A 23,259-nucleotide genomic window follows, 5' to 3' on the forward strand; every position below is an offset into this window, starting at 1 on the left:
CCCTCACGCCATTCGCCACCTTCGCTGCGCAGGCAGTCGAAGCTGAGCCTTCGCATCTCCGCGACCTGCTCGAAATCCGCCCCGCCGGCCCTGAACTCGCTATAGGCCAAATCGCCCCCGCCGACACCATGACGCGCACCTTCGTTGCCAGCGCCATGTCCTTCGGCTCGCTTTCGCCTGAGGCGCACCAGACCATCACCGAAGCGATGAATATGCTGGGCGCGCGTTCCAACACCGGCGAAGGCGGCGAAGACCCCGCAGTCTACACCCCCGTCAACGGAGCACCTTCGCTGCTGAACAACAAGATCAAGCAGGTTGCCAGCGCGCGATTCGGCGTTACAGCCGAGTACCTCGCGCATGCTGAGGAACTCGAAATCAAGATCGCCCAGGGCGCCAAGCCCGGTGAAGGTGGTCAGCTTCCCGGCCACAAGGTCACAGAACTCATCGCACGCCTGCGTCACGCGCAGCCCGGCATGCAGCTCATATCGCCGCCCCCGCACCACGACATCTATTCCATCGAAGATCTCGCGCAACTCATCTGGGATCTCAAGCGTGCCAATCCGAGCGCCGCAGTCGGCGTCAAGCTTGTCTCCAGTTGCGGAATCGGCACCATCGCCGCGGGCGTTGCCAAGGCCTATGCTGACTACATCGTCATTGCCGGCCACGCTGGCGGCACCGGCGCCAGCCCGCTTTCGAGCATCAAGTACGCGGGGAATCCGTGGGAGCTTGGACTTGCGGAAGCACAGCAGGTCCTCATTCACAATGGCCTTCGTGGTCGCGTCCGTCTCCGCACCGATGGCGGTCTGCGCACCGCACGCGACATAGTGATCGCGGCAATGCTTGGCGCCGATGAATTTGCTTTCGGCACCGCGGTTCTCATCGTGCTCGGCTGTGACATGGCCCGTCAATGTCATCTCAACACCTGTCCCACAGGAATTGCCACACAGCGCCCCGACCTACGCGCTAAATTTCGTGGCAAGCCCGAACACGTCGTCCGCTTCTTCACGGAACTCGCCACTGAAGTGCGCCAGCTTCTTGCCAAGCTCGGCCTGCCTTCGCTCGCCGCGGCCACCGGCCGCACCGATCTGCTTGAGCAGGTCCGATTCAATGCCGGTCTCAATCTCAAACCAGTTTTCGCCGCAACCGCGGTAGCCGTCGCAACCGGGAACGCGATTCGCTGGGAAGGGAAGCGCAACAACCGTCCCGACTCGCACGCTCCGATTGATGATGCATGGGTCGAGCCCGCGCTCGCAGCCTGGAAAGCGGGCCTCCCGTACTGCCTCGAAACACATATCACCAACGAGGACCGCACCCTGGGCGCGCGGCTTGCCGGAGAGATCGCGCAATATCGCACCGACAACCCGGGGTCGGCCGGCTCCAGCCTCACCTTCAATCTGAAGGGCGTCGCCGGGCAGTCATTCGGCGCATTCAATACTGAAGGCATGACCCTCAAACTTGAAGGCCTCGCCAACGACTTTGTCGGTAAAGGCCTCTGCGGCGGCGAACTGGTTATCCGTGGCCGCGGCCGAGTCGCCCTCCAGAGCGAGGCCCATACGCTTCTAGGAAATGTCGCCCTCTACGGCGCTACCAGTGGTTCGTTGTTTGCCGCCGGCCGCGCAGGCGAGCGTTTCGCCGTGCGCAACTCCGGAGCACGCGCCATCGTGGAAGGCGTCGGCGATCACGGCTGCGAATACATGACCGGAGGTCTCGCGGTTGTTCTGGGTCGCACAGGAATCAACTTTGGCGCGGGCATGACCGGAGGCCTTGCCTGGGTTTACGACGAGGATGGAGAATTCCTCGGCAAGGGCCGCTATCACAGCGCCTTCCTGCAACCGGACACCTGGGATCAGCTTGACGACGCCGCGCGCGATTCCATCCGCGAACTCGTCGCCCTGCACGCCGCCAAGACCGCCAGCACCCGCGCGCAATGGCTACTGTCCAACTGGCATTCCGAAGCGCACAAGTTCGTTCGCCTCACACCGAAGCCGCAAGCCTGAATAGCAGTTGCCGGTTTGTAACCCGACGCGACCTCGCAGCCTTCGAAGGAAATCGCCCGGTTTATACCAACGCTGCAGATAGAACGCCGGGCTTTACAGCTTGCGAAACAATTCATTCGAACTCGAGTTTTGTATCAGGGCGTGACTTCAGTCATGCCGTACGTGGCACAATCCCATCGCCGGCTTTAGCCGCGGAGGGAAGCTCTTTCGGCGATTCGCAAGTTCTTCAACGTTTTTCCGCAGCCTCTTTAGCCCCTGATGATTCTTTTCAACCATCTGCGTTTTTCTGCAAGCAAAGTGAAAATGAGCGTCAGCCCCGGAGAGAACGAGACGCGGATCACAACGCGGGAAACGCGTCTCAGTTAACCAGCGTCTCTTTGAGCAGACTTTCCTGTCTGTTTCTGGCCTGCCCAGCACGTTCCAGCAGTTCCCGCAGGTTCTCCCTGAGATCGCCTCCGCTGGTTGTCACGTGCCCCATGCTGAAGTGGAGAGTGATCTTCCTTGCACTCTTTGCACCGCGCGCGGCCGTCGCGGCCTCAAGACGCAACGCCGCCACTGAAATGCCGGCCCGATCAAATTGCCCCGCCACAGCGAACTGATCCGCGCCGATCCTGCCCTTGATATCCGACTCACGGAACGTCGCACGCAGAATCTCGCCCGCCTCCGCCAATGCTGCTGCCGACGCATTCGGCCCAAGATGCTCATGGATGTGGGCAAGATTCTCGAGATCGATAAAGAGCACGGAGAAGGGAACACCCGACCGTTGCGCCAGCAGCAGCGCGTGTTCGGCCAGCATGTGGAAACCCCTGAAGTTATAGAGTCGCGTCGCCTCGTCGCGCAAAACCAGATCGTGAATCTGATTTTCCATCCTGCTGATGCGCCATGCAAAGAACAGCAGAATGCCCACGGCCACCGCGACACCGGTCGAAGCAAGAAACGCCGCACTCAGATGCCCCGCGGGACCCGTCCGATTCATCCATTCGTTGCCGGCTTCCCACGCAAAAGGCAGCACGATCAGAATCGGGGCAAAGATCCTGGCCAGATTGCTTCCGATCCCCACTCCCAGAAAGATCGAGAAGACACCATGCTCCGCTTGCTGAAGCGCAACCACCATCGTCAACGCAACAAGGCAGACCAGCAGCGCGGCCGTTCCCGGAATTCCCACCGTCCTTCCAAATAATGCGAACGCCCCGAACACCGCATCCGAAACCAGCAGCAGGCTCAGCAGGCAAAGACCGCACACCAGCACGTCCACCAGGCGATTGATCAACCAGTTCTTCTGGTCGACCAGAATCACAGCGAACGTCAGCACGTAAAGCCCAACTGCAAACCTCTCCGGCAGAAAAACGACGTGCGAATTGGCAGCGGTATTTCTACCCAGGATCGAGAAAGTGATTAGGATGCAAATGGCCAGGAAATTTGCAATGCGCCGCGCGTACGCAACAGCAACTCCACTTCGTTCCGGCTCAGATAAAAGCAGGCTTACACCGCACAGCAGCGAGATCAGCAGAAACGCCGCGCGGGTCGAAGGCGATACGCCGTTCATCGGCGACTTAACTAGCGGTATCGCCCCCAGCAAGATGGCCATCGCGGCCACGCCCAGAAATACCCGCTGCAGCCACCTCGCGGCGCGAAAAAGTCGCGGATCGGGCAACACCGTCAAGTTATCTGGAACGGTCTCGTTCATGCGTTCAGGCCCGCGCCACCTTCTTGCTCCGCTTGTCCCGGTACATGGCTTCGTCCGCCCGCCGCACCAGTTCCTTCAAGCTTTCATTCGAAGGATGGTCGAGCGTCACATAGCCGACACTCAGGCTCAGCGGATACTTCCTCGCAACCGCCACGTTGCGCTGTTCCGCCATCGTCCTGAGACGCGTCGCCGCCAGTTCAATGCCTACCATGCTGAACTGGCCGGCCACTACAAACTCGTCGCCGCCGAATCTGCCCTTCACGTCAGTCTCGCGAAAACACGCCATCACTACTTCGCCGGTCTCCGCCAGGTAGGATGAGCCAGTGTTATGGCCGAGATCGTCGTTGATTTTCTTCAGTCCGTCCAGATCGATGAACAATACCGAAAACGGCAATTCCGCGCGTTGCGCCAGGCGCAGCGTCTGTTCACCAAGAAGGTAAAAGCCGCGCATATTGTAGAGTCCTGTCAGCTCATCGCGCAGTGTAAGGTCGTGAATCTCTTTCTCCATGGTGTTGATGCGCCACACCAGCACCAGCAGGAGCACCATCGAGAGCAACGCCGCAAGCGATGTCAGAATCGCCGCTCCGTATTGTTCAGGCACCAGGTCATTCGGAATGATGCGTGAGCGTGCGACTTCGATGAGGAAGGGAATGATCAGCAGTACCGGTGCGAAACCGCGCGCGATGCGGCTTCCAATGCCTGCTCCCACAAAGATGGACCAAACGCCGCGTTCGGCCTGCCTCATCGCCACCACAAACGTCAGCAGAACGAGGCACATCAGCAGAAGCGGCGAAATCATATTGTTGGCCGAAAGCCGCAGTAGCCCAATCGCGCCAAAAAGGTTTTCGCTCAGCAGAATTAGCGTCACCAGGCACATCGCCGGGACAAGCCCATCGGCGATCCGCCGGAGCAACGGCCCCGTCAGGGTCACCAGCACCATCGACACACTCAGCACCACAAAAGCCGCCGGAGAATGTACCGGCAACCTACCGGTGTTGCCCGGCGCGCGATCCACTTCCAGCAGTACGTCCACCGCCGGGAAAAGCCGAAATGTCGATTCCAGCAGAATCAGGATCGAAAGCAACCCAGCTTGCGTTGCAATGTACCGGCTCGCACGCGGCAGGGAGAGATGATTGCGCGGTTCAGAGATCGCCAGGCTAAGTGCACACAGCAACACCACCAGCGCCATGGGGATGCTCATACGCGTGAGAGAGTTAGGCAGATATGCCGCAAAAAGGGGAAATAGCCACCCGGCGAAAACGATCAGCGCCATTAGCGCCGTCACAAGCAGGCATGCCTGTTGCAGGACCGCAAGCTTCTCAAGAAGAGCTGGATCCGGCTCTCCGGGAGGCAGGGATGCGGTGCGCTCATGCATGGCGTTCGTGGCGGTCGAAGCGTTGGCTGGAGTGATATTAACGCACAAAGAGTCTTTCTCGGCGTGACCATCCATATACCTTTGAAACGGAAGTTTGGCCCGCAAAGCTTGCGGAACACAGGGCCTTATGCGCTTTTGGCGGGGCGCGCTCTTCCAGCAGGCCCATCATGGCTTCCCCGGCGCTGTTACACTCTCCCTTGGCCTTAGTTCAACCTGATCGATCCCATAAATTGCCCGACATGACGCTTGCTCCACTTACTACGATTAACGACTTGTTTTGCCGAATGTCGGCGGCCGCGAATCCTCGCGCGATCCTCTGGCAGGACGAATTTGGGAACTGGCAGCCCCTTTCGTCCGATCAGATCTACCATCGTGTCCACTCGCTTTCAGAGGCTTTCCTGAGCTGGGGAACCAAGAAAGGCGACTGTATCGCCCTGATTGCCGAAAATCGCTGGGAATGGGCTGTTTCCGACTTTGCGATTCTCGCCATCAATGCCGTTAATGTCCCTATCTACCCGACGCTGACCGGCGAGCAGATTGCCGTCCTTCTCGCCGACGCCGGATGCCGCATTGCCGTCGTCTCCACCCGCCAGCAATTCGAGAAGCTCAATGCCGTCCGGTCCAAAACTCGGCTTGAGCGCATTCTCCTCATGGAGGCAAACGCTCCTGAGGGTGCCATCTCCTTCTCCAAAATTCTGGCCGGGGCCGACGATGCCGGCCCTTACCGCGATCCCGTCTTCGATGCCCTGGTACGCTCCGTCGAGCCCGATGATCTTGCCACGCTGATTTACACTTCGGGCACTACCGGTGAGCCCAAAGGCGTCATGCTCACGCATGGCAACATTGCCACCAACCAGAACCTTGCGGCCGCTGAGTTCTCGTTCAACGAAACCGACGCCTGTATCTCCTTCCTTCCGCTCTCGCATATCACCGCGCGCGCACTCGACTACGTCATGTACGGTCATGGAGCGCAGGTAGCCTACTGCTCTCACTTCGATAAGCTGCCCCAGGCGATGAAGGAAATTCGACCGACGGTCTTCGTGGGTGTACCTCGCGTTTACGAGAAGATTCGCCAGGCCGTCGAGCAGAAATCCGCTGCCTCACCCATCAAGAAACGCATGCTCGCCTGGGCCCTTAACGCCGGCGTGCAGCATCGCGGCACGGTCTATGATGGACGCCAGCCTTCATCATTTTTCTGGAAAATTGCCGACAAACTTGTCTACAGCAAAGTGCGCGAAGCTTTCGGCGGTCGCGTACGCATCTGGGTATCCGGCGGAGCGCCGCTCGGCATTGACACCGCAAAGTGGTTCGCCTCGGTCGGCATCGCGGTGTGGGAGGGCTACGGCCTTACCGAGACTTCGCCCGTAATTGCCCTTAACAATCCCACGGTCCACCGCATGGGAGCTGTAGGCAAGCCACTCCCCAACCTCGATCTCAGGTTCGCTGAAGACGGCGAACTCCTCGTTCGCGGCCCGTCAGTCTTTGTCGGCTACTGGCAAAAGCCGTCGGCGAGCGCAGAGTGCTTTGACGTTGACGGCTTCTTCCGCACCGGCGATATCGCCCGCTTTGATGACGACGGATTCCTCTACATCACCGACCGCAAGAAGGAACTGCTCAAAACCTCCGGGGGAAAGCTTGTCGCTCCCCAGCCCATCGAGAACAAGCTGAAAAACTCCGTCATGGTTGCGCAATGCGCCCTCGTCGGAGACAGGCACAAATTCATCTCCGCGCTTATCTCGCCAAACTTCGCCGCACTGGAAGCATGGGCCAAACACGCCGGCCTTGAAACGCCCGATCGTCAGGCCCTTGTTTCCGATAGCCGAGTCATCGCGCTTTATGGCGAGGTAGTGCGCGAAGCTAATTCAGGCCTCGCCAACTTCGAGACCATCAAGCGCTTCAAGCTCGTAGCTGACGAGTGGTCGCAGGACTCCGGCGAGCTCACTCCCTCCATGAAGCTGAAGCGCCGCGTTATTTCGGCAAAGTATGGGTCGGTAATCGACGAACTTTACGCGGACGAAGCAACCTCACGCGCCGAATAGGCGAATCCGGCCGCCCGATCTCCTTGCGGAACGACTTCCCCCTGCTCCACATCAACTGCAGGCCGCGAAAGAATGGCGCCCCCCAGGCTCCCACTGCCAGGATTCCACCGAATAGAATCACCGCGTCAATGCTGATGCGTCCCTCGCGCGACCAGTAGTCGTTCGGGTCGAGGTTCAGCCACAGCGAGAATTCATCCAGCGTCAGCGCCGCGCCCACGCCGTAGCTCACGCTCATCAGCCTGCTGAAAAAGATCGAGAGCGGCGAGTGGCTCCGCCCCAGATCGAGCAGCCAACCGTAGCCCACCAGCAGCAGAATCATGATTCCCCATACCAGGTGATGGATGTGATGTCCGCGCACGACCACCCAGCCGAAGGGGCCGTGATTGTGCATGATCAGACCCACCAGCAGTCGCACGCCGGCGAAGGTAATCAGGAACGAAGCCGACGCAATGAACATGCGCCGCCGCGGCCGGTCCGGAATCGTCGATCGAACCAGGAAGCCCAGCCGCGTGAGCTGCAGCAGAACCAGCAGCACGACCACCACCAGGCTCGCAAACGCAAGCAGGATCAGCGCTCCGGTTCCGGGTATAGGCATACCACCCTATTGAACCATCCCGGCGCGCCCTCGCTGTCATCGAATGCAACTCCGACCCCAGACGGGGGCATAACCCGAGACGGCCCCGAAGCCTCGGGAAAGAGAATTCCACCACGAAGCGCCTCGCAGATTCCCGTCGAACACTCTCATCTGGCCTCTTGCCGCGTGAGCGTTGTCACGATATCGCTTTACAACCGCGGCATATACTGGTTAAGGCGTCGAGAGCGGCGATTTGCCTTCACGCCCAACCAGTTATTCCGGATCGGCCTGCGAGGCGCAGCCGTCCAAATTCGATCAGGAGAAATTTACGATGCGAGTTGCACTATTGACCGGCGGCGGCGATTGCCCCGGCTTGAATGCTGTCATCTACGCGGCGGTCCGCAAGGGAATCCAAACCTACGGCGACGAGTTTATCGGCTTCCTCAACGGCTGGCGCGGCGTGCTCGACAACAACTTCATCCCGCTCACCCTCGAAAATACCGACGGCATTCAACTCAAGGGCGGCACTATCCTTCATTCCTCGCGCACCAACGTGAAGAAGATCCCGGGCGGCATCGAGAAGGTGCAGGAAGTTCTCAAGATCAACAAGATCGACGCCCTCATCGCTCTCGGCGGTGACGATACGCAATCGGTCACTCTCTTCCTGGCCGAAAACGGCATCAACGCCGTCGGTGTTCCCAAGACCATCGACAACGACATCAGCGGCACCGACCAGACCTTCGGCTTCGACACTGCCGTCATGATCGCAACCGAAGCCATCGATCGCATTCACACTACCGCCGACTCGCACAACCGTGTCATTGTCGTCGAAGTCATGGGCCGCGACGCTGGCTGGATTGCTTACGCATCCGGTGTTGCCGCAGGCGCGCACGTCGTACTCGTCCCTGAGAAGGAAATCGACATCGATCACGTCTGCGCCCTGCTCAAATACAACTACGATCACGGCAAGCACTACGGCGTTGTCGTCGTGGCGGAAGGCTGCCACTTGCCCGAAGTCGGTCAGGTCATCGGCTCGAAGGAAGTAGACTCATTCGGACATGCCCGTCTCTCCGGAATAGGCGAAGCACTTGCCAGTCTCATCGAAAAGAAGACCGGCTTTGAGACCCGTTCCGTCAACCTTGGCCACACCCAGCGCGGCGGAGTTCCAACCGCCTACGATCGCGTTCTCGGCCAACGTTACGGCCTGCACGCCATCGACATGGTGCACGAGAAGAAATGGGGCCGCATCGCCGTCCTCAAGGGTCTCGATGTCACCGACATCACCATCAAGGAAGCCATCGCCCAGAACCGCCGCCTCGACCAGCGCTTCTTCGACGTAATCCGCGACCTTGAAGCAAAAGTTTAGGTCTGCGCTGCAAAGCGTGGAACCTGCCGTGAATCAAGCAAGAAATCGGGTGCCCCAGGTCTCGCTTCTGAGACCTGGGATACAAACCGGTTTGCGCACAGATCTAGTCGAAAAGATTTTGACAATTGATGGGGTCGCCTGACCTTGAAGCAGTATTATCGGCGTCAAGGTCGAGGAGACGCACATCCCACTCCAGCAGAGCCCGCTAGCCTGCTGACTCGCTGACAGCGCAGCGGTGGCCAACTCGCTATCCATTTCCCCAATGATCTACCGCCTCTACCAGCGCGACGACTTCGACGACCTCTACGCCATCGAAGAAGTCTGTTTCCATCCACCGCAGCGATTCAGCCGCCTCTACATGCGCCAACTAGTCGCCTCACCCGATGCCGCGACGTGGATCGCTGAACAGGACGCTCAAATGGCTGGCTTCGCCATCGTTGAGTGGGCTCAGCATGTCGCCGGCATCGTTGCATACATCGCCACCATCGAGGTGCTGCCCCGGCACCGCGGCCGCCGCATCGGTGCCGAACTCCTCCGCCGCATTGAAGGCTCCGCCAACGCCGAGCGCGCCATCCAGATGTGGCTTCACGTCGACATCGAGAATATTGCCGCTATCCGCCTCTATGAGAGCTCCGGATATTGCAACTCTGGCAGAGCGGACCACTATTACGCCCGCAACCGCCCAGCCGCCATCTACATGAAAAATCTCGCTTAACGATATTCTGAGCGTTACTCCCGCGCTTCCACTGTCCCGCAATTCGCCGATCTCAACAGAATATCCGCCTAAGATAGATGTAGCAATATGTCCATCAGCAATCCAAATTTGCCCAAGCTGGTCGTGTCTTTACGCCAATACAGCAGGCAGATGTTCCTGCACGACCTTCTCGCCGGCATTACCGTCGGCCTCGTCGCTCTGCCGCTCGCCATGGCCTTCGGCATCGCCTCCGGAGTGACGCCCCAGGCTGGTCTCTATACAGCCGTTGTCGCCGGCTTTCTCATCTCCGCGCTCGGCGGCTCCCGTACCCAGATCGGCGGCCCCACCGGCGCTTTCGTTGTAATCGTCGCTGGCATCGTCGCCCGATTTGGCCTGCCCGGACTCGCCATGGTCACCCTGATGGCAGGCATCATCCTGCTCGCTATGGGGCTCACCGGGCTGGGTTCCGCGGTGCGCTTCATTCCCCGGCCCGTCGTCATCGGATTCACCAACGGCATTGCCATCCTCATCGCCTCGACCCAGATTAAGGATTTTTTCGGCCTCCGCGTCGGCGCAGTCCCCAGCGAATTCATGCCCAGGATGAGGCTTCTCATCGGCCACATGCCCAGCTTCAACTGGCAGGCTCTCGCAATCGGTGTGGCAACCCTCGCCATCATTCTGATCGTGCCGCGCTTCACCAAACGCATTCCTGCCTCCATTGTGGCGCTGCTTGCGTGTACCGTTGCATGTGCGCTATTTCACCTTCCGATAGAAACCATCGGGACCCGCTTTGGCGGGATCCCCCGCGGACTCCCTCCCTTCGCTATTCCCGACTTCCACGCGGAGCACATTCTGCCGTTGATTCCGTCGGCATTTACCGTGGCTCTGCTGGCGGCGCTCGAGAGCATGCTCTCCGCCGTCGTTGCCGATGGCATGACCGGCGATCGCCACAACCCCAACGTTGAACTCGTCGCGCAGGGAATCGCCAACATCACCTCACCCCTCTTCGGCGGAATTCCTGCCACAGGAGCCATCGCCCGTACCGCCACCAACATCCGCTCCGGTGCGCGCTCCCCGGTCTCCGGGATCGTACATGCACTCACGTTGCTCGCCATCCTGCTCGTCGCCGCACCACTGGCCAGCTACATTCCGCTGGCCACGCTCGCCGCTGTCTTATTTGTCGTTGCCTACAACATGGGCGAGTGGCGCGAGATCGGCGGCATCCTTCAACTCGGCTTCACCGCCATCTCCGTTTGGCTCGTCACCTTCGCGCTCACCGTCTTCGCGGACCTCACCGTTGCCGTCAGCGTAGGCATGGCGCTGGCCGCGCTGGTTTACATCTATCGCATCGCCGAAACCACCACTGTAACCCCCGTGACCGACGACTACATCCGCGACGGCCTGTCCCATTCGCTCCAGGGACGCATCATTCCGTCCTACGTCACGCTCCTGCGCATCCACGGCCCATTCCTCTTTGGCACAACCGAGAAACTGGTCGAGGCCACCAGCAACGTTGAAGTCTTTGAGCCCATCGTTATTCTGCGCCTGCGCAACATGACGGCCATCGACGCCACCGGCATCCACGCCATCGAGTCGTTCGCGAAGCGCCTCACCGAATCCGGCCGCACACTCCTGCTCTGCGGAGCCATGCAGCAACCTTCGAAACTTCTTCAGCGGCCGCGTTTTCTTGACCACGTCGGCCGCGAAAACATTATGCCCGACATTCAGGCCGCCCTGGACCGCGCCAGGGAACTCTACGAAGCTAGTGCCGTCCTGGCCAGCTAAGGGCCGTGCCCTTTGAGGTAGACACTCGCAGTCCCTGATCAGTCTGTCGGGCCGGGACTTGTATCGGGGCACGACTTTACAGCTTGCAGCAAAACGAGTCTTGGAAAGGCACGACTTTACAGTTCGCGAAAGAACTCATTCAAACTCGAGTCTTGTATCAGGGCATGACTTTCAGTCATGCCGCGAGTCGCGCAGAATAAATAAGGGCTTCAGCCCCTGAGGGAGGTTCTTCCCGCGATGCCATTTCCTCAGCGTTTTTCCGCGACCTCCAATCCTCTGGAATGGCAAAATACGCCGTACGCCTTCGGGTCGCCATTCGTTAAACTGATGTCTGGAGAACCCATCATGAGCGATGGCCGCGAAGAGCGCGAAGAACGAGAGAAACGCCGCGAGCAGGAAGAACGCGAAAACCCCGAAGACCGCATCAATCGCGAACTTCGAGACCAATGGAAGCCGGAGCGCACCGATTCCTGATTCCTGGACCTACCTGCCCTGAAACCGCGCCGCTCGCTTCTCGAAGAACGCCTTGATTCCTTCCTGGTAGTCCTCGCTGTCATACACCAGCCGCCGCATCGCCTGCACCCTCTCAAACGTCTCCGGCCCCAGGTTGTGCGATGCTGACAGCAGTCGCAGTTCTTCCTTCAGCAGGCTGATCACCAGCGGAGAATTGTTCGCAATCTGCGCTGCAATCGTCCGCGTTAGCTCTTCCAGCTGTTCGCGCGGCACAGCGTGGCTCACGATCCCCTGGTCCACCAGGCGCTGCACACCCATCGGCTGCGCGGTGAACAGCATCTCTTTGCACAGCGGCATTCCTCCGGTGTTCAGGAAATTCTGCACTCCCGAAATGTTGTACGGCATCCCCAACTTCGCCGGAGTGACCGCGAACGTACTGTCGTCGCCCGCCACAATCAGATCGCAACTCATCACCAGCTCGCACGCGCCGCCCCACACACTCCCTTCCACCATCGCGATTACCGGAACAGGGAAGAGTTCGATCATCCGGATTACGCGCCGCACCGGGTCGTCGTAGGTAAGGGGATCGCGCCCGTTCGTCGGTAACTCCCGCACATCATGACCCGCAGAAAACACCTTCGACCCCGCAGGGGCGCGCAGAATTACCACCCGCACCTGTTCATACAGCATCTCTTCGAGCGCCGCACATAGCTCATCGATCAGAGCCGTGCTCAGGGCGTGATGCTTTCTTGGATTGTTCAGTGTGATCACGCCTATCTTCTCCGTGATCACCACGTCAAGCAGCGCAAAGACCGCTTCCATGCCGTACCCCCAAATTCAACCGCGGCGAGTGTAGACCAATCCGCGCCCATGCGCTGTGATCTCACCCTTCGACCACAATCCGGGGTAATGTGGGACCGTTAATGTGCGGCAGCATGAGACAAGCAGCGTAAGCTGCCATCAATGTCAGGGCAATCCTGAGGATCAATTGTGTAATTCGGTTTTACGAGATAGAACCCCGCCGGCCTGCTGTATCTACCTTACCGTCTCGAACTTTTCCCAGAGATAGTTGCACGCCGGACAATTCTCGGCCTCACAATGCTGTGCCGCGTATCCGCAAAGCGCGCAAACAAAGAAGTCATGCGGCTCATAGGCCCAGCCCGATGTTTCGTTGGAATTCACCAGCGGCATCAGTTCGCCGTACAAGCGCACGTGCGACTTGTCGGCCTCGAGAGCCCAATGAAAGCTGCGAATCGCCGTCGAGTCAAACAACGGAACCGCAGAAATGAGAAAAGCAGGGTATAGATAATCTACTTCGAATTTCTGATCGACCAGCGCCGCATTCAAATTCTCCAGGGTGCTCTCAACGCGCGGCACTGGCAAGTCGATCATGGTCGATGCCCCCATGTGCCTGAGCACGCGCGCATGGTTGCTGGCATGAATCTGCTCGGCCCGGAGAGTCGCGCGAAAAAGGCTGGCGATTCCGTGATACCCCTCTTCGTCCGCCTTAGCCGCGTATGCCTTGTAGGCGGCGCTGGCTTTAGTCTCTTCCTCAAATGCAGTCTCAAGGTTACGGATCACCGTAAGATCCTCAACTCCGACCACGTGAGCAATCATGCGATCCGTCGCCATAGGTTTGAAATGCCCTCACAACCTTAGATGCATGAGAATGCAGTTTGGTGATGCAGATCACGCAGAATTGGCCTGGGAAGCAATGCGAAGGCGGCAAATTGCCGCCGTAGGTCAGTGAATTGCGTTGAAAAACGCGGTCAGCGGATCCGTTCAAACCGGTCCCAGACGAAGTTGCATGCCGGGCAGTTCTCGGCTTCCTGCGACTTCGCGGTGTAGCCGCAAAGCGTGCATACGAAGAAGTCGAGCTGGTCCCTGGTCCATCCCGGGCCCGCCTCCATCGAGGTCACCGCATCTTCGTAGAGACGTGCGTGGGTCTTCTCTGCTTCCATGGCCCACACAAACGACCGCATGGCCGAGGTGTCAAGCTGCGAGGTGGCGTGAACCAGGAACTTCGGATAAAGCGAATCGATCTCGTGCTGCTCGCCACCAAGCGCCGTCTTCAGGTTCTCCAGCGTCGACTTCACCCGGAAAGGACGAATATCGGCCGTTGCTTCGCCCCCCATGTGTCGAATCACGCGTGCGTGATTGCCGGCATGGATCTGCTCAGCTCGTGCGGCCGCGCGAAACAGGCTCGCTGCGCCGTTCATGCCTTCAGCCTCTGCCCTGACGGCATACGCCTTGTAGCGGACATGGGCGTTCAGTTCCCCTTCATACGCCGCCACTAAATCAGATACCGCGCTTTCGTTCTCAGCTGCGACCATAGTTCTCCTGCCATTCCGTTAACTGAACTATGGTGCAAGTGTAGGATGGCACTTACGTTTGAACTGTGATTGACATCACAAGAAGGGTCATAAGGGGCCGCATTCAAGCAACGGGGATCACTGATTCCTCTGGAAGTCCGGGCTGCCTGGTCCTCGTCACCCCTTGGCTCTCACGTAGCGAATTGCCTCGATCGCTGACGAAGTAACCACGCCTTCCTCAAGGGCCGTGTCGAGGAAGGGAATCAGCTTCCCGATCTGTTCTTCGGTATCCACGATGCTCAGTTGAATGGGTGCGTCCTTCGAGAAGCTCCAGTGGCCAGACCGCCTGATCCGGCTGCCCGACCCGTAACCCTCGATCCCGCGAAACACGATCGCCTCGGCGATGTCCAGCTCCCTGCATTTCCTCAGAATGGCTTCATGCAGCGGCTTGCCCTGCCACTTGTCGTCCTCGCCAAAGTGGATGCGCAGCATGCGCCCCACAAATTCTTCCTTCATATGCGCCTCTTACAAACCCCCGCCGACGCTCTGGGGTGTCTCCGTCACCGCTCGGTAGGCGTATTTGATGATGTCCACGTCTGAAAACACCACCAGGCCCTCGTCCACCATCTGGTCAACGAGAGGCAGAAATGCACGCAACTTCTCAGCAGTATCGATCGCAGAGAGCATCACCGATCCGTGATGCGATGCCAGCAGTGGCTTGTCCTTGTGCATCCGCCGGTGGGCCCCGTACCCCAGAATTCCGCGATACACCGTCACCCCGGCAATATCGTTAGCCCGCATCGCCTCCACCAGCGCCTCGTGCAACGGCTTGTTTTTCCAGCGGTCTTCCTCGCTTAGAAAGATCCGCATCATCTGCGCCTTGCCTTCAATCTTCAGATGTTCCGGCGGGACCGGCTTCTTGGGCTTCGAGACTTGCGCCGGCTTGGCGACCGTAGTCTCCTGGATCTCGATCAATCCTGATCCGGCCAGCTCTTCCAACTTGCCCAGCAGGGAATCGACTTTCTCGCGCGTATCGATGAATTCAATCTTCAGCGGAAGCTTGTCGGCAATCTCCACCGTACTGGAGGAGTGCATGTGATGATCGGCTCCAAAGCCCGCAATGCCCTTGGTCACAGTAGCGCCCGCGACTCCCCGGTAAAAAAGAAAGTCCAGAATGCTCGAATATACCGGCACGCCATGGTGCGTTGCGCCCTCGCTCAGGTAGATGATGACCTTGACGGCCTTTCCCGTTTCCAGCATCGAAACTCCCCCAGGCAACTCAGGATTCTACGCCTATCCGAGAATTCCGCGCATCTGGCAAGCTCTTCTGCCCAACTTTAGTCGTGACTATGCGGATCGCCTCTCACCAAGTGTCCTGAACGGAGCGTCTTGGGGCCACGGCGCACGGGACGTGCGACGGGGTAAGCGGAGTGAAGGATCTGCTTTTGCATTTCCATCCGTAAACCCGGCTTGAGATCCGTTTCGCTAACTTGCATAACTTCTACGGAACCATCTCCCCCAGCACTGACCCACCCCACACCGCAGCAAGACCCAGGACAAGACTCCCCACCGCATAGAGCGCCGCGATCCCGAAAGCACCGGCGCGCAGGGTCGACAACGTCTCCCACTCATACGTCGAAAACGTGCTGTACGCGCCGATAAACCCCACCGGCACCAGGAACCGCCACGCTGGATTCAACTCCGCACGCCGGCCCAGGTACGTCATTGAAAACCCGATAATCACACAAGCTGTGACGTTCACGATCAGCGTCCCATATGGGAAGCGAATTCCCATGCGGCTCGCAATCGACGATCCGACCCAATACCGCGCAATCGACCCCAGCGCACCGCCAACAGCAATCAGCAGATACTTCTGCAAACTATCCCCCTCCGAAAAGACGCAGCGGCATCCTGCATTAATGTGTCGCCATGACACTCGGGTGCCCGATCCATGACAGCGGCCTTTTGCCGTCAGGGGTGGGAAAGCACAACCCCACCGCAGCCATCGTGCGTCTCTTATCCAAATTTGCAGGGATCGCGCCGGGCGTGACTCACCGACAGGACCGCCTGTCAGGAGTCATCATCTGTCCGGGCCTTGAGGGAGGACAGCGGTTAACAGCAAAGCATCAACTGCCAGGCTGCGCGGCGAACTCCATCACCGCTACCACTGCATACATTACACCGGCGCTTGCTTTACGGTGTCAAGTAACCAACGAGATAGCCTGCCCTGTTTGCCTGCCCTGTTTGCAGGCAGATCCTGCTTGCCGCGCCGGGTGCCAGGTGCCCCATCCATAACAGCTTCTTTTGCTGTCATCGGTGGGAAAGCACGACACTCACACGTACGCGCCTTCGTTCCGATCCTCAAATATCTGACAGTCTGTCACCCGACGCGAAGTACCGCAACGAGGAAGCAGACCATCGCAGCCGTCAACGTCGCCACCCGCCAGCGATGCAGCGCATCCCACTGCCCGTGCTCCTTCAGCGCCGGTTCGACCGCCGCATCAGGATCAACCCGCGCCAGCCGATTGTTGATCGGCACGAGAAAGACAAGTGTCAGCACGATCACTGCGGCCCAGATCGAGCAGGCGGCAATCAGCAGCAGGTGGCCGTTTTCGCCATGCCTCATAACCGCCTCCGCAACCAGCAGCAGAAGGCTGACACCATACCAGAATGGCATTGCCGCCCCGAGCTTTGCCGCGAACAGTCTGATTGCCCGCAGTTCCTCGCGCGCTCCAAGCTTCCGCAGAATCGGATTGATGAAGGCAGCGACAGCAAACTCCGTGCCGATTAAGAGTCCGATGCAAACAGTTGTAGCGATATCCAGTAGAGGTCTCATGTTCAACTCCTGGAGCCTCAGACTCAGCTCGGCGATAGAATGATTCAGTAAGCGGTGCTGACAAATATGTCAGCCGCATTCCCCCGATCAGGCCCAACATGCCGGTTTCAAAAAAGGAGATCTCCGACTGCCCCATCGACGCCATGCTGTCGATTATCGACGGCCGATGGAAGGGGACCCTACTGTGGCGGCTCTCGGAACGACCAATGCGCACCAGCGAATTGCTGCGCTCGATTCCCGGCATCACCGAGCGCATGCTGATCCGCCACCTCAAAGACCTTGTCAACGACGGAATCCTCATTCGCCAGCGCGAGAAGGGAACTCACGCGCACGTCGTCTACTCCATATCCAACTACGGTATGACCATGCTCCCCGTGCTGGAACACATCTGCGTCTGGGGTCGAAAGCATATTGAGGTGCGCAGAGGCGCCTGTTCGCAATCTGGAAATCCGTCAACCTCTAAAACCACCGCTTCATCTTGAAGTAAACCAGAACGGAAATCGTGGATATCGCCATCAGTGCGACCGCATAATCGGTCCCATGAGGACTGTTGACCCATGGCAATCGAAGATTCATTCCGAAAAACCCCGTGATGATCACCAGGGGCAGAGCCACCGTTCCCCAGATCGTAAGCACCTTCATCACTTCATTGGTGCGATTGGCAACGGCTGAGAGATAAATATCGAGCGCGCCCGAGAGAAGGTCCCGGTAAGTCTCGATCAGGTCGACTGTGCGGATGATGTGGTCGTAGATGTCGCGAAAGTAGGGATCAAGGTCATCGCCAACCAGTCCCTTTTCGCGACGGACCAGGCTGTTCACTACTTCTCGCATGCCCCCGGCAATACGGCGGAATTCCACCAGTTTGCGCTTGAGTGAGAAAATCCGTGCCAGGGTCTCGGGATCGGGCCGGTCAAGGACCACATCTTCAATCTCCGAGATTTCATCGGCGAGTTTGTCGAGCACCGGCTCATAACCATCGACGATCTGGTCGACAATCATGTAGAAGAGGCGGTCCAGCCGATCGACGTCTTCCTCTCCGGCACGGGCGCGCACAGTCTCAATCACACCGGCGTCTGCGCTGCGAACTGAGATCAGGAAGTCGCGACCGAGAAACAGATCGATGTCATCGAACTCAAGCTCGCTGTCGTCATGGATGTGCTTCAGTACTGTGAAGATGTAGTGATCGTGCTCTTCCGTCTTCGGTCGCTGTGGCCGATGCCGGCAGTCCTCGATCTGCAACTCGTGCAATCCGAACCGCGTTGCAAGTTCGTCGAGTTCCGGCGACTCCGGGTCGGAGATATCAAACCACGCCAATTGCGAGAGGACTGGAACCATGCAGCCAATTCTAACGTTGAGCGATCAAAAGCTACCGTACAATCCCCGAACGCTAGTTGTGCTTCCCCTTCCACTCCGAGTACGGTCCCTGGAAGTCTTCAATCCCTTCAGCCCTAAAGTTCCAAAGCCGCGTCGCCACCTCATCGATCAGATCGTGATCGTGCGTCACCAGCAGCACCGTTCCATCAAATCGCTGCAGTGCAATATTCAGCGCGTTGATCGCTTCGAGATCAAGGTGGTTCGTCGGTTCGTCAAAGATCAGAATGTTCGGCTTGGTCAGGATCAGCTTGCAGAAAACCAGCCGCGCCTGCTCACCGCCAGACAGCGCCTTCGTCTGCTTCTCTCCCTCTTCACCCGAGAACAGCATCTGCCCGAGAATGCCGCGAATCTCCTCAACGTGCGCCGCCGGATTCCAGCGATGCAGCCACTCCGCCACTGTCAGTCCGTGCTCGATCGTCGAGCCTACATCCTGCGGAAAGTATCCGATCTGCGCTTCATGACCCCAGAAAACCGCTCCGGAATCGAGCGAGAAATCCTTGTCCGCGAGGCCCGGATAATTCGCCAGCAGGCTCTTCAACAGCGTCGTTTTGCCTGCGCCGTTGCGTCCCATGAGGCAGATCTTCTCGCCGCGCAGAACATTCGCAGTAAATCCGTCGATCACCTTGTGATCGTCATACAGCTTCGTCAGGTGCTTGAACTCCAGCACATGCTTGCCGCTGGGCCGCATCTGGTCAAAACGAACATACGGCCGCTGAATATTTGACCGCGCCAGTTCGTTCGTCTGCAGCCGCTCCACTTCCTTGCGCCGGCTCGTCACCTGCGAAGATCGCGTGCCCGCCGCAAATCGCGCGATGAATTCATTCAACTGCGCAATCTTTTTCTCGCGCTGTGCATTCTGCGATTCCAGCGTAGAACGAATCTGCGTCTTCGCCATCACCATCTCGTCGTAGCCGCCCGTGTAGATAATGATGGTCTGGTAATCGATGTCCGCCGTATGCGTCGTCACGCTGTTCAGAAAATGCCGGTCGTGCGAAATCGCAATCAGCGTTCCGTCGTACTGATTCAGAAAATCCTGCAGCCAGTGCACCGAATCGAGATCGAGATAGTTCGTTGGCTCATCCAGCAACAGGGCTTCCGGTTTTCCAAAGAGTGCCTGTGCCAGCAGCACGCGCACCTTTTGGCCGCCCTGCAACTCGCCCATTTTGCGCTCGTGCAGGTCCTCGGTGATGTCCAGCCCGTCCAGCAATATAGCGGCGTCGGCTTCGGCCGTGTAGCCGTCCTCATCGCCGATTACGCCTTCCAGTTCGCCAAGCCGCATGCCGTCCGCATCGCTCAGTTCGGCCTTTTCGTAGATCCGATCCCGCTCTTCGAGCGCGCTCCATAGTGGCTTGTTTCCCATGATGACGGTGTCGATGACGCGATAAGCATCGAAAGCGAACTGGTCCTGGCGTAACACGCCGAATTTGCGGGGACGCACCACCGTTCCTTTTTGCGCGTCCAGTTCGCCCGTCAGCACCTTCATAAAAGTGGATTTGCCTGACCCATTCGGCCCGGTAAGTCCATAGCGCCGCCCCGGTGTAAAGTTCACCGACACATCTTCAAACAGCACCTTTGCGCCGTAGCGCATTGTCACATTACTTACACTCAGCATTTCGTTTCGTTTTCCTGTAGGCGAACCGCAGCGTGTCAAGGCGCCGCCGGCCCGATCAAGTCTTAAATTGGCTCAGAGTTTCGGGACATGCGAATACCGTTGGTCCCGGCAAGAACTGCTGCACTTCCAGTTTCTCATAAACGCGCACCTGCCCCCGGCGACCATGGGTTTGCTCCAATCTTCCGGCCATTCTTCAAGTTAGGGGTCAGGGACTGATGGACGGTTCTGGCAATCGATCTGCCTGTTCCTCACACTCACAAATTTCGCCGTGTCATCCTGAGCGCCGCAGTTTGGGGCCCCGCAGACGCAGTCTGTGGGGCAAGCGGCGCGAAGGATCCGCTTTTTCTATCCACACCGTATCCGGAACCCAACGGTCGCTCACGGAATCCCCACAATCTTGTGTGTCTGCAAGCTCAGTCTCCACTGGGGATGCTCCATGCAGTACCGCACCGCCAACTCCGTATTCAAGACCCGATCCGGCCCGTCCATTGGCTGCAAAAAGAAATGCCAGAACTTCAACCCTTCAAATTCTGGCGGCTGCGCATTCACCTGCGGAAACACCAGTTTCAATTCATCGCCTGTCTTCTGCACCAGCCGCGCACCCGCCTTGGGACTCACGCACACCCAGTCGATCCCGGTCGGAGCCTCCACCGTCCCATTCGTCTCCACCGCAATCTCAAAGTCATGTTCGTGCAGCACGTCGATCAGCATCCGATCCAGTTGCAGCAGCGGCTCACCCCCGGTGCACACCACAAATCGCCTGCCATCCGTTCCGCGTCCCGGCCATTTCCCGGCGATTGCCGCTGCAAGATCCTCTGCCGTTTCGAATTTGCCTCCGCCTTCGCCGTCCACACCCACAAACTCTGTGTCGCAGAACCTGCAGATCGCCGATGCCCGATCGCTCTCGCGACCAGACCACAAATTGCAACCAGCAAACCGGCAGAACACCGCCGCGCGCCCCGCATGTGCCCCTTCGCCCTGCAGCGTGTAGAAAATCTCTTTGACCGCGTAACTCATAGCCCCACCTGCACATCAGGATAGGGCAGGGGATCGTCAATTCCATTTTCGCGAAATCCCTTTCGCCTGAGGAAACACGAGTCGCACTGCCCGCACGGCTTCCCATCCGGCGCAGGATCATAGCAACTGCTAGTCAGGCTGTAATCCACCCCCAGTTCCATTCCCTTGCGGATAATCTGCGCCTTCGTCAGCTGCATCAGCGGCGCATGGATCACCAGCTTCTGACGACCTTCCACACCGGCCTTCGTCGCCAGGTTCGCCATCGTCTCGAATGCCCGAATAAACTCCGGCCGGCAATCCGGATATCCGCTGTAATCCAGTGCATTTACCCCAATAAACACATCGCTCGCGCTCAGCACCTCTGCCCACGCCAGCGCAAACGATAGAAAAATCGTATTTCGCGCCGGCACGTACGTCACCGGAATCCCTTGCTCCATCTCCGCGCTGTCACGTCCCTTCGGCACATCGATATCGTCGGTCAACGCCGAACCGCCAAAGACGCGCAAATCAATGGTTGCAATGCGATGCTGCGCCACGCCTAGCGACGCCGCCACGCGTCCTGCCGCCTCGAGTTCGTAACTGTGCCGTTGCCCGTATGCAAACGACAGCGCGTTCACCTGGAAGCCTTCGCTTCCTGCGATCGCCGCCACTGTTGCCGAGTCCAATCCGCCGCTCAACAGGACTACCGCCGCCCTTTTCGGTTTAGAAGAAAGAATTTCCATGAAATGCTCACGCGACTCCTGCTTCAGAATAAACAACCGGGCAATCCATTCCGAAAGCCGTCCTTCCACCTCACGCTCGCGCTGCGCAACTACCGCTCACGTGGATCCCATTTTTCGCATCCAAAAAATCCGGGCCCCACATCCGGAGGTCATCCATGCGCACACAGGGTCCCCCCGCTCTGTCCCCAGTCGTAGTCCTCGTCTTCCTTCTCGTCACACCAGCACTGTTGTCGGCACAACAAACGGGCCAGTCTCCAACTAAGGCCTCTGACCCGTCTCGCGCTTTTGCTTCTGCCTCCATTGGCACTGCACCCATCCCTCAGTCGCCAACCCCAAAAAGAGATACGCTGAGGCCCACCGCGAATGCTGAAACCACCGTCAGCGAGAATCAGTTTGCCGTGAAAGCCCTCACAGGAATACTGGATCAGTATCGAAAAATGGGCAATCGCGAGGGAGAAGCGCACACGCTCTCCGCCCTGGCAACCGCCTACAGCGCTCTGCATCAACAGCAGAAGGCTGTCGAGAGCTACCAGTCGGCGCTCACCATCTGGCGCGCACTCGGAAACAAGGAGGGCGAAACAACCACCCTGGCTCACCTTGGCGACGCCTATCGTGTGTGGGGCTTCCCCGAACAGGCAATCCACTTTTATCGGGATGCCCTCAAAATGTATCCAGCGACCACCCAGAAAAAACCAGAAGAAGTCGCTGTACTGAACAACCTCGGCCTTGCCTTTTTCTCGCTTCACGATAAAAAGAAAACCGTTTTCTACCTCGAGCAGGCGCTCGCTTACTATCACGCACACCAGGATCGTCGCGGAGAAGCCATCACCCTCACCAATCTTGGCTGTACCTACGGTTTCCTGATGAATGATCCCCACAGGGCGCTCGACTTCTTTCAGGAAGCGGTAACGCGGCTGGAGTTGGCGAATGACCTCGGGTCAGAAGCAAACACGATGGAACTCATGGGAGAGCTCTGGCTGAAATTGGGCAAGCCGGGAATAGCTCAAATCACTTTCCAGCACGCTCTCCTGGACTCCATCAAAACGGGGGATTCCGAGAGAGAAGCATCGGTTCGGAAACACATCACAGCCCTCGGCGAAACCGAAGTGGCCGCCTCCAGGCACTGAGCGTGCCCCACTTCGCGACCGGTCCTGTGGATCGCTGTCAACTGCACATCGCTCGGCTGACAAAGATCACCACTTCGTCAACCCTTGCTACGTCTTGAGGTTGAAGCCCATTCCGTCGCCGAAAACATTTTCTGCGAGGTTTGCAGGTAATTACCGCCTGACGGCGCACAATTGAATTGCAGGCAAAACGGGAGGAACACCGATGATCGTCGAACTCTGTGCTCTGAAAACATCAATCCATCCTCTGCGAATCAAAGATGTTCCGGTTTGACCCCACCCCACCCCCCAG

22 protein-coding genes and 1 riboswitch are annotated in these 23,259 nt (G+C 58.5%); of the genes, 8 read left to right on the forward strand and 14 right to left on the reverse strand.

Annotation, left to right across the window (positions count from 1 at the left end; all coding sequences use genetic code 11):
* A partial coding sequence (locus WA354_RS03520) for a glutamate synthase-related protein (RefSeq protein WP_472811627.1) occupies positions 1-1,997 on the forward strand: 1,997 nt, incomplete at its 5' end.
* 358 nt (positions 1,998-2,355) lie between these two features.
* On the opposite strand, the gene WA354_RS03525 is transcribed toward WA354_RS03520, so the two are convergent.
* The gene (locus WA354_RS03525) at positions 2,356-3,684 is read right to left on the reverse strand and encodes a GGDEF domain-containing protein (RefSeq protein ID WP_472811628.1); all 1,329 of its coding nucleotides are present in this window, start codon (positions 3,682-3,684) and stop codon (positions 2,356-2,358) included.
* Between the two features lie 4 nt (positions 3,685-3,688).
* The gene (locus WA354_RS03530; protein WP_472811629.1) at positions 3,689-5,107 is read right to left on the reverse strand and encodes a GGDEF domain-containing protein; all 1,419 of its coding nucleotides are present in this window, start codon (positions 5,105-5,107) and stop codon (positions 3,689-3,691) included.
* 191 nt (positions 5,108-5,298) lie between these two features.
* On the opposite strand from WA354_RS03530, the gene WA354_RS03535 reads away from it, so the two are divergent.
* Complete coding sequence (locus WA354_RS03535) at positions 5,299-7,098, forward strand: AMP-dependent synthetase/ligase (RefSeq protein WP_472811630.1); 1,800 nt, start codon at positions 5,299-5,301, stop codon at positions 7,096-7,098.
* Here WA354_RS03535 and WA354_RS03540 read toward each other — a convergent pair.
* Positions 7,028-7,693, reverse strand: a complete 666-nt coding sequence (locus WA354_RS03540) for a hypothetical protein (protein WP_472811631.1) — start codon at positions 7,691-7,693, stop codon at positions 7,028-7,030. The two genes, WA354_RS03535 and WA354_RS03540, sit on opposite strands and share 71 nt — an antisense overlap.
* A 310-nt stretch (positions 7,694-8,003) precedes the next feature.
* Between WA354_RS03540 and WA354_RS03545 the strand changes: the two genes are divergently transcribed.
* The 4 genes from WA354_RS03545 to WA354_RS03560 all read left to right on the forward strand — a co-directional run bounded on the left by WA354_RS03545 (position 8,004) and on the right by WA354_RS03560 (position 11,991).
* On the forward strand, positions 8,004-9,038 hold the full coding sequence (locus tag WA354_RS03545; RefSeq protein WP_472811632.1) for a 6-phosphofructokinase: 1,035 nt from the start codon (positions 8,004-8,006) through the stop codon (positions 9,036-9,038).
* Between the two features lie 262 nt (positions 9,039-9,300).
* A complete protein-coding gene (locus WA354_RS03550; protein ID WP_472811633.1) occupies positions 9,301-9,753 on the forward strand; it encodes a GNAT family N-acetyltransferase in 453 nt (150 codons plus the stop codon).
* 87 nt (positions 9,754-9,840) lie between these two features.
* A complete protein-coding gene (locus WA354_RS03555; RefSeq protein ID WP_472811634.1) occupies positions 9,841-11,517 on the forward strand; it encodes a SulP family inorganic anion transporter in 1,677 nt (558 codons plus the stop codon).
* A gap of 345 nt (positions 11,518-11,862) precedes the next feature.
* Positions 11,863-11,991, forward strand: coding sequence for a hypothetical protein (locus tag WA354_RS03560; RefSeq protein ID WP_472811635.1), 129 nt, complete (start codon positions 11,863-11,865; stop codon positions 11,989-11,991).
* Positions 11,992-12,000: 9 nt separating this feature from the next.
* Here WA354_RS03560 and scpB read toward each other — a convergent pair whose 3' ends face one another.
* From scpB to WA354_RS03595, 7 genes are all read right to left on the reverse strand, one after another.
* Positions 12,001-12,792 (reverse strand): methylmalonyl-CoA decarboxylase, encoded by a 792-nt coding sequence (gene scpB, locus WA354_RS03565; protein WP_472811636.1) that lies wholly within the window; start codon positions 12,790-12,792, stop codon positions 12,001-12,003.
* Between the two features lie 213 nt (positions 12,793-13,005).
* Positions 13,006-13,602, reverse strand: a complete 597-nt coding sequence (locus WA354_RS03570) for a ferritin family protein (RefSeq protein WP_472811637.1) — start codon at positions 13,600-13,602, stop codon at positions 13,006-13,008.
* A gap of 137 nt (positions 13,603-13,739) precedes the next feature.
* Positions 13,740-14,303: a rubrerythrin family protein gene (locus WA354_RS03575; protein ID WP_472811638.1), complete on the reverse strand. Its 564-nt coding sequence runs from the start codon at positions 14,301-14,303 to the stop codon at positions 13,740-13,742.
* 156 nt (positions 14,304-14,459) lie between these two features.
* Entirely contained in the window at positions 14,460-14,798 is a 339-nt protein-coding gene (locus WA354_RS03580; RefSeq protein ID WP_472811639.1) for a DUF190 domain-containing protein, read from the reverse strand.
* Positions 14,799-14,807: 9 nt separating this feature from the next.
* The gene (locus WA354_RS03585; RefSeq protein WP_472811640.1) at positions 14,808-15,542 is read right to left on the reverse strand and encodes a DUF190 domain-containing protein; all 735 of its coding nucleotides are present in this window, start codon (positions 15,540-15,542) and stop codon (positions 14,808-14,810) included.
* Positions 15,543-15,783: 241 nt separating this feature from the next.
* Complete coding sequence (gene crcB, locus WA354_RS03590) at positions 15,784-16,161, reverse strand: fluoride efflux transporter CrcB (RefSeq protein WP_472811641.1); 378 nt, start codon at positions 16,159-16,161, stop codon at positions 15,784-15,786.
* A 185-nt stretch (positions 16,162-16,346) separates the two neighbouring features.
* Positions 16,347-16,451, reverse strand: a riboswitch (Fluoride riboswitch).
* 211 nt (positions 16,452-16,662) lie between these two features.
* A complete protein-coding gene (locus WA354_RS03595; RefSeq protein ID WP_472811642.1) occupies positions 16,663-17,118 on the reverse strand; it encodes an anthrone oxygenase family protein in 456 nt (151 codons plus the stop codon).
* Between the two features lie 98 nt (positions 17,119-17,216).
* Between WA354_RS03595 and WA354_RS03600 the strand changes: the two genes are divergently transcribed.
* A complete protein-coding gene (locus WA354_RS03600; protein ID WP_472811643.1) occupies positions 17,217-17,600 on the forward strand; it encodes a winged helix-turn-helix transcriptional regulator in 384 nt (127 codons plus the stop codon).
* Here the strand turns inward: WA354_RS03600 and corA are convergent.
* The 4 genes from corA to queC all read right to left on the reverse strand — a co-directional run bounded on the left by corA (position 17,578) and on the right by queC (position 21,843).
* Positions 17,578-18,453 carry a magnesium/cobalt transporter CorA gene (gene corA / locus WA354_RS03605; RefSeq protein ID WP_472811644.1) on the reverse strand — a complete coding sequence of 292 codons (876 nt, stop codon included), beginning with the start codon at positions 18,451-18,453 and terminating at the stop codon, positions 17,578-17,580. The two genes, WA354_RS03600 and corA, sit on opposite strands and share 23 nt — an antisense overlap.
* A gap of 52 nt (positions 18,454-18,505) precedes the next feature.
* Positions 18,506-20,104: an ABC-F family ATP-binding cassette domain-containing protein gene (locus tag WA354_RS03610; protein ID WP_472811645.1), complete on the reverse strand. Its 1,599-nt coding sequence runs from the start codon at positions 20,102-20,104 to the stop codon at positions 18,506-18,508.
* Between the two features lie 378 nt (positions 20,105-20,482).
* Positions 20,483-21,121 (reverse strand): 7-carboxy-7-deazaguanine synthase, encoded by a 639-nt coding sequence (queE, locus tag WA354_RS03615; protein ID WP_472811646.1) that lies wholly within the window; start codon positions 21,119-21,121, stop codon positions 20,483-20,485.
* Positions 21,118-21,843, reverse strand: a complete 726-nt coding sequence (queC, locus tag WA354_RS03620; RefSeq protein ID WP_472811647.1) for a 7-cyano-7-deazaguanine synthase QueC — start codon at positions 21,841-21,843, stop codon at positions 21,118-21,120. The genes queE and queC overlap by 4 nt, the downstream gene beginning before the upstream one ends.
* A gap of 155 nt (positions 21,844-21,998) precedes the next feature.
* Here queC and WA354_RS03625 point away from each other — a divergent pair, with 155 nt between their 5' ends.
* The gene (locus tag WA354_RS03625) at positions 21,999-22,970 is read left to right on the forward strand and encodes a tetratricopeptide repeat protein (RefSeq protein ID WP_472811648.1); all 972 of its coding nucleotides are present in this window, start codon (positions 21,999-22,001) and stop codon (positions 22,968-22,970) included.
* Positions 22,971-23,259 lie beyond the last annotated feature (289 nt).

The sequence above is a fragment of the Occallatibacter sp. genome (assembly GCF_049802275.1).
In the GTDB taxonomy this organism is placed as follows: Bacteria; Acidobacteriota; Terriglobia; order Terriglobales; family Acidobacteriaceae; genus Telmatobacter.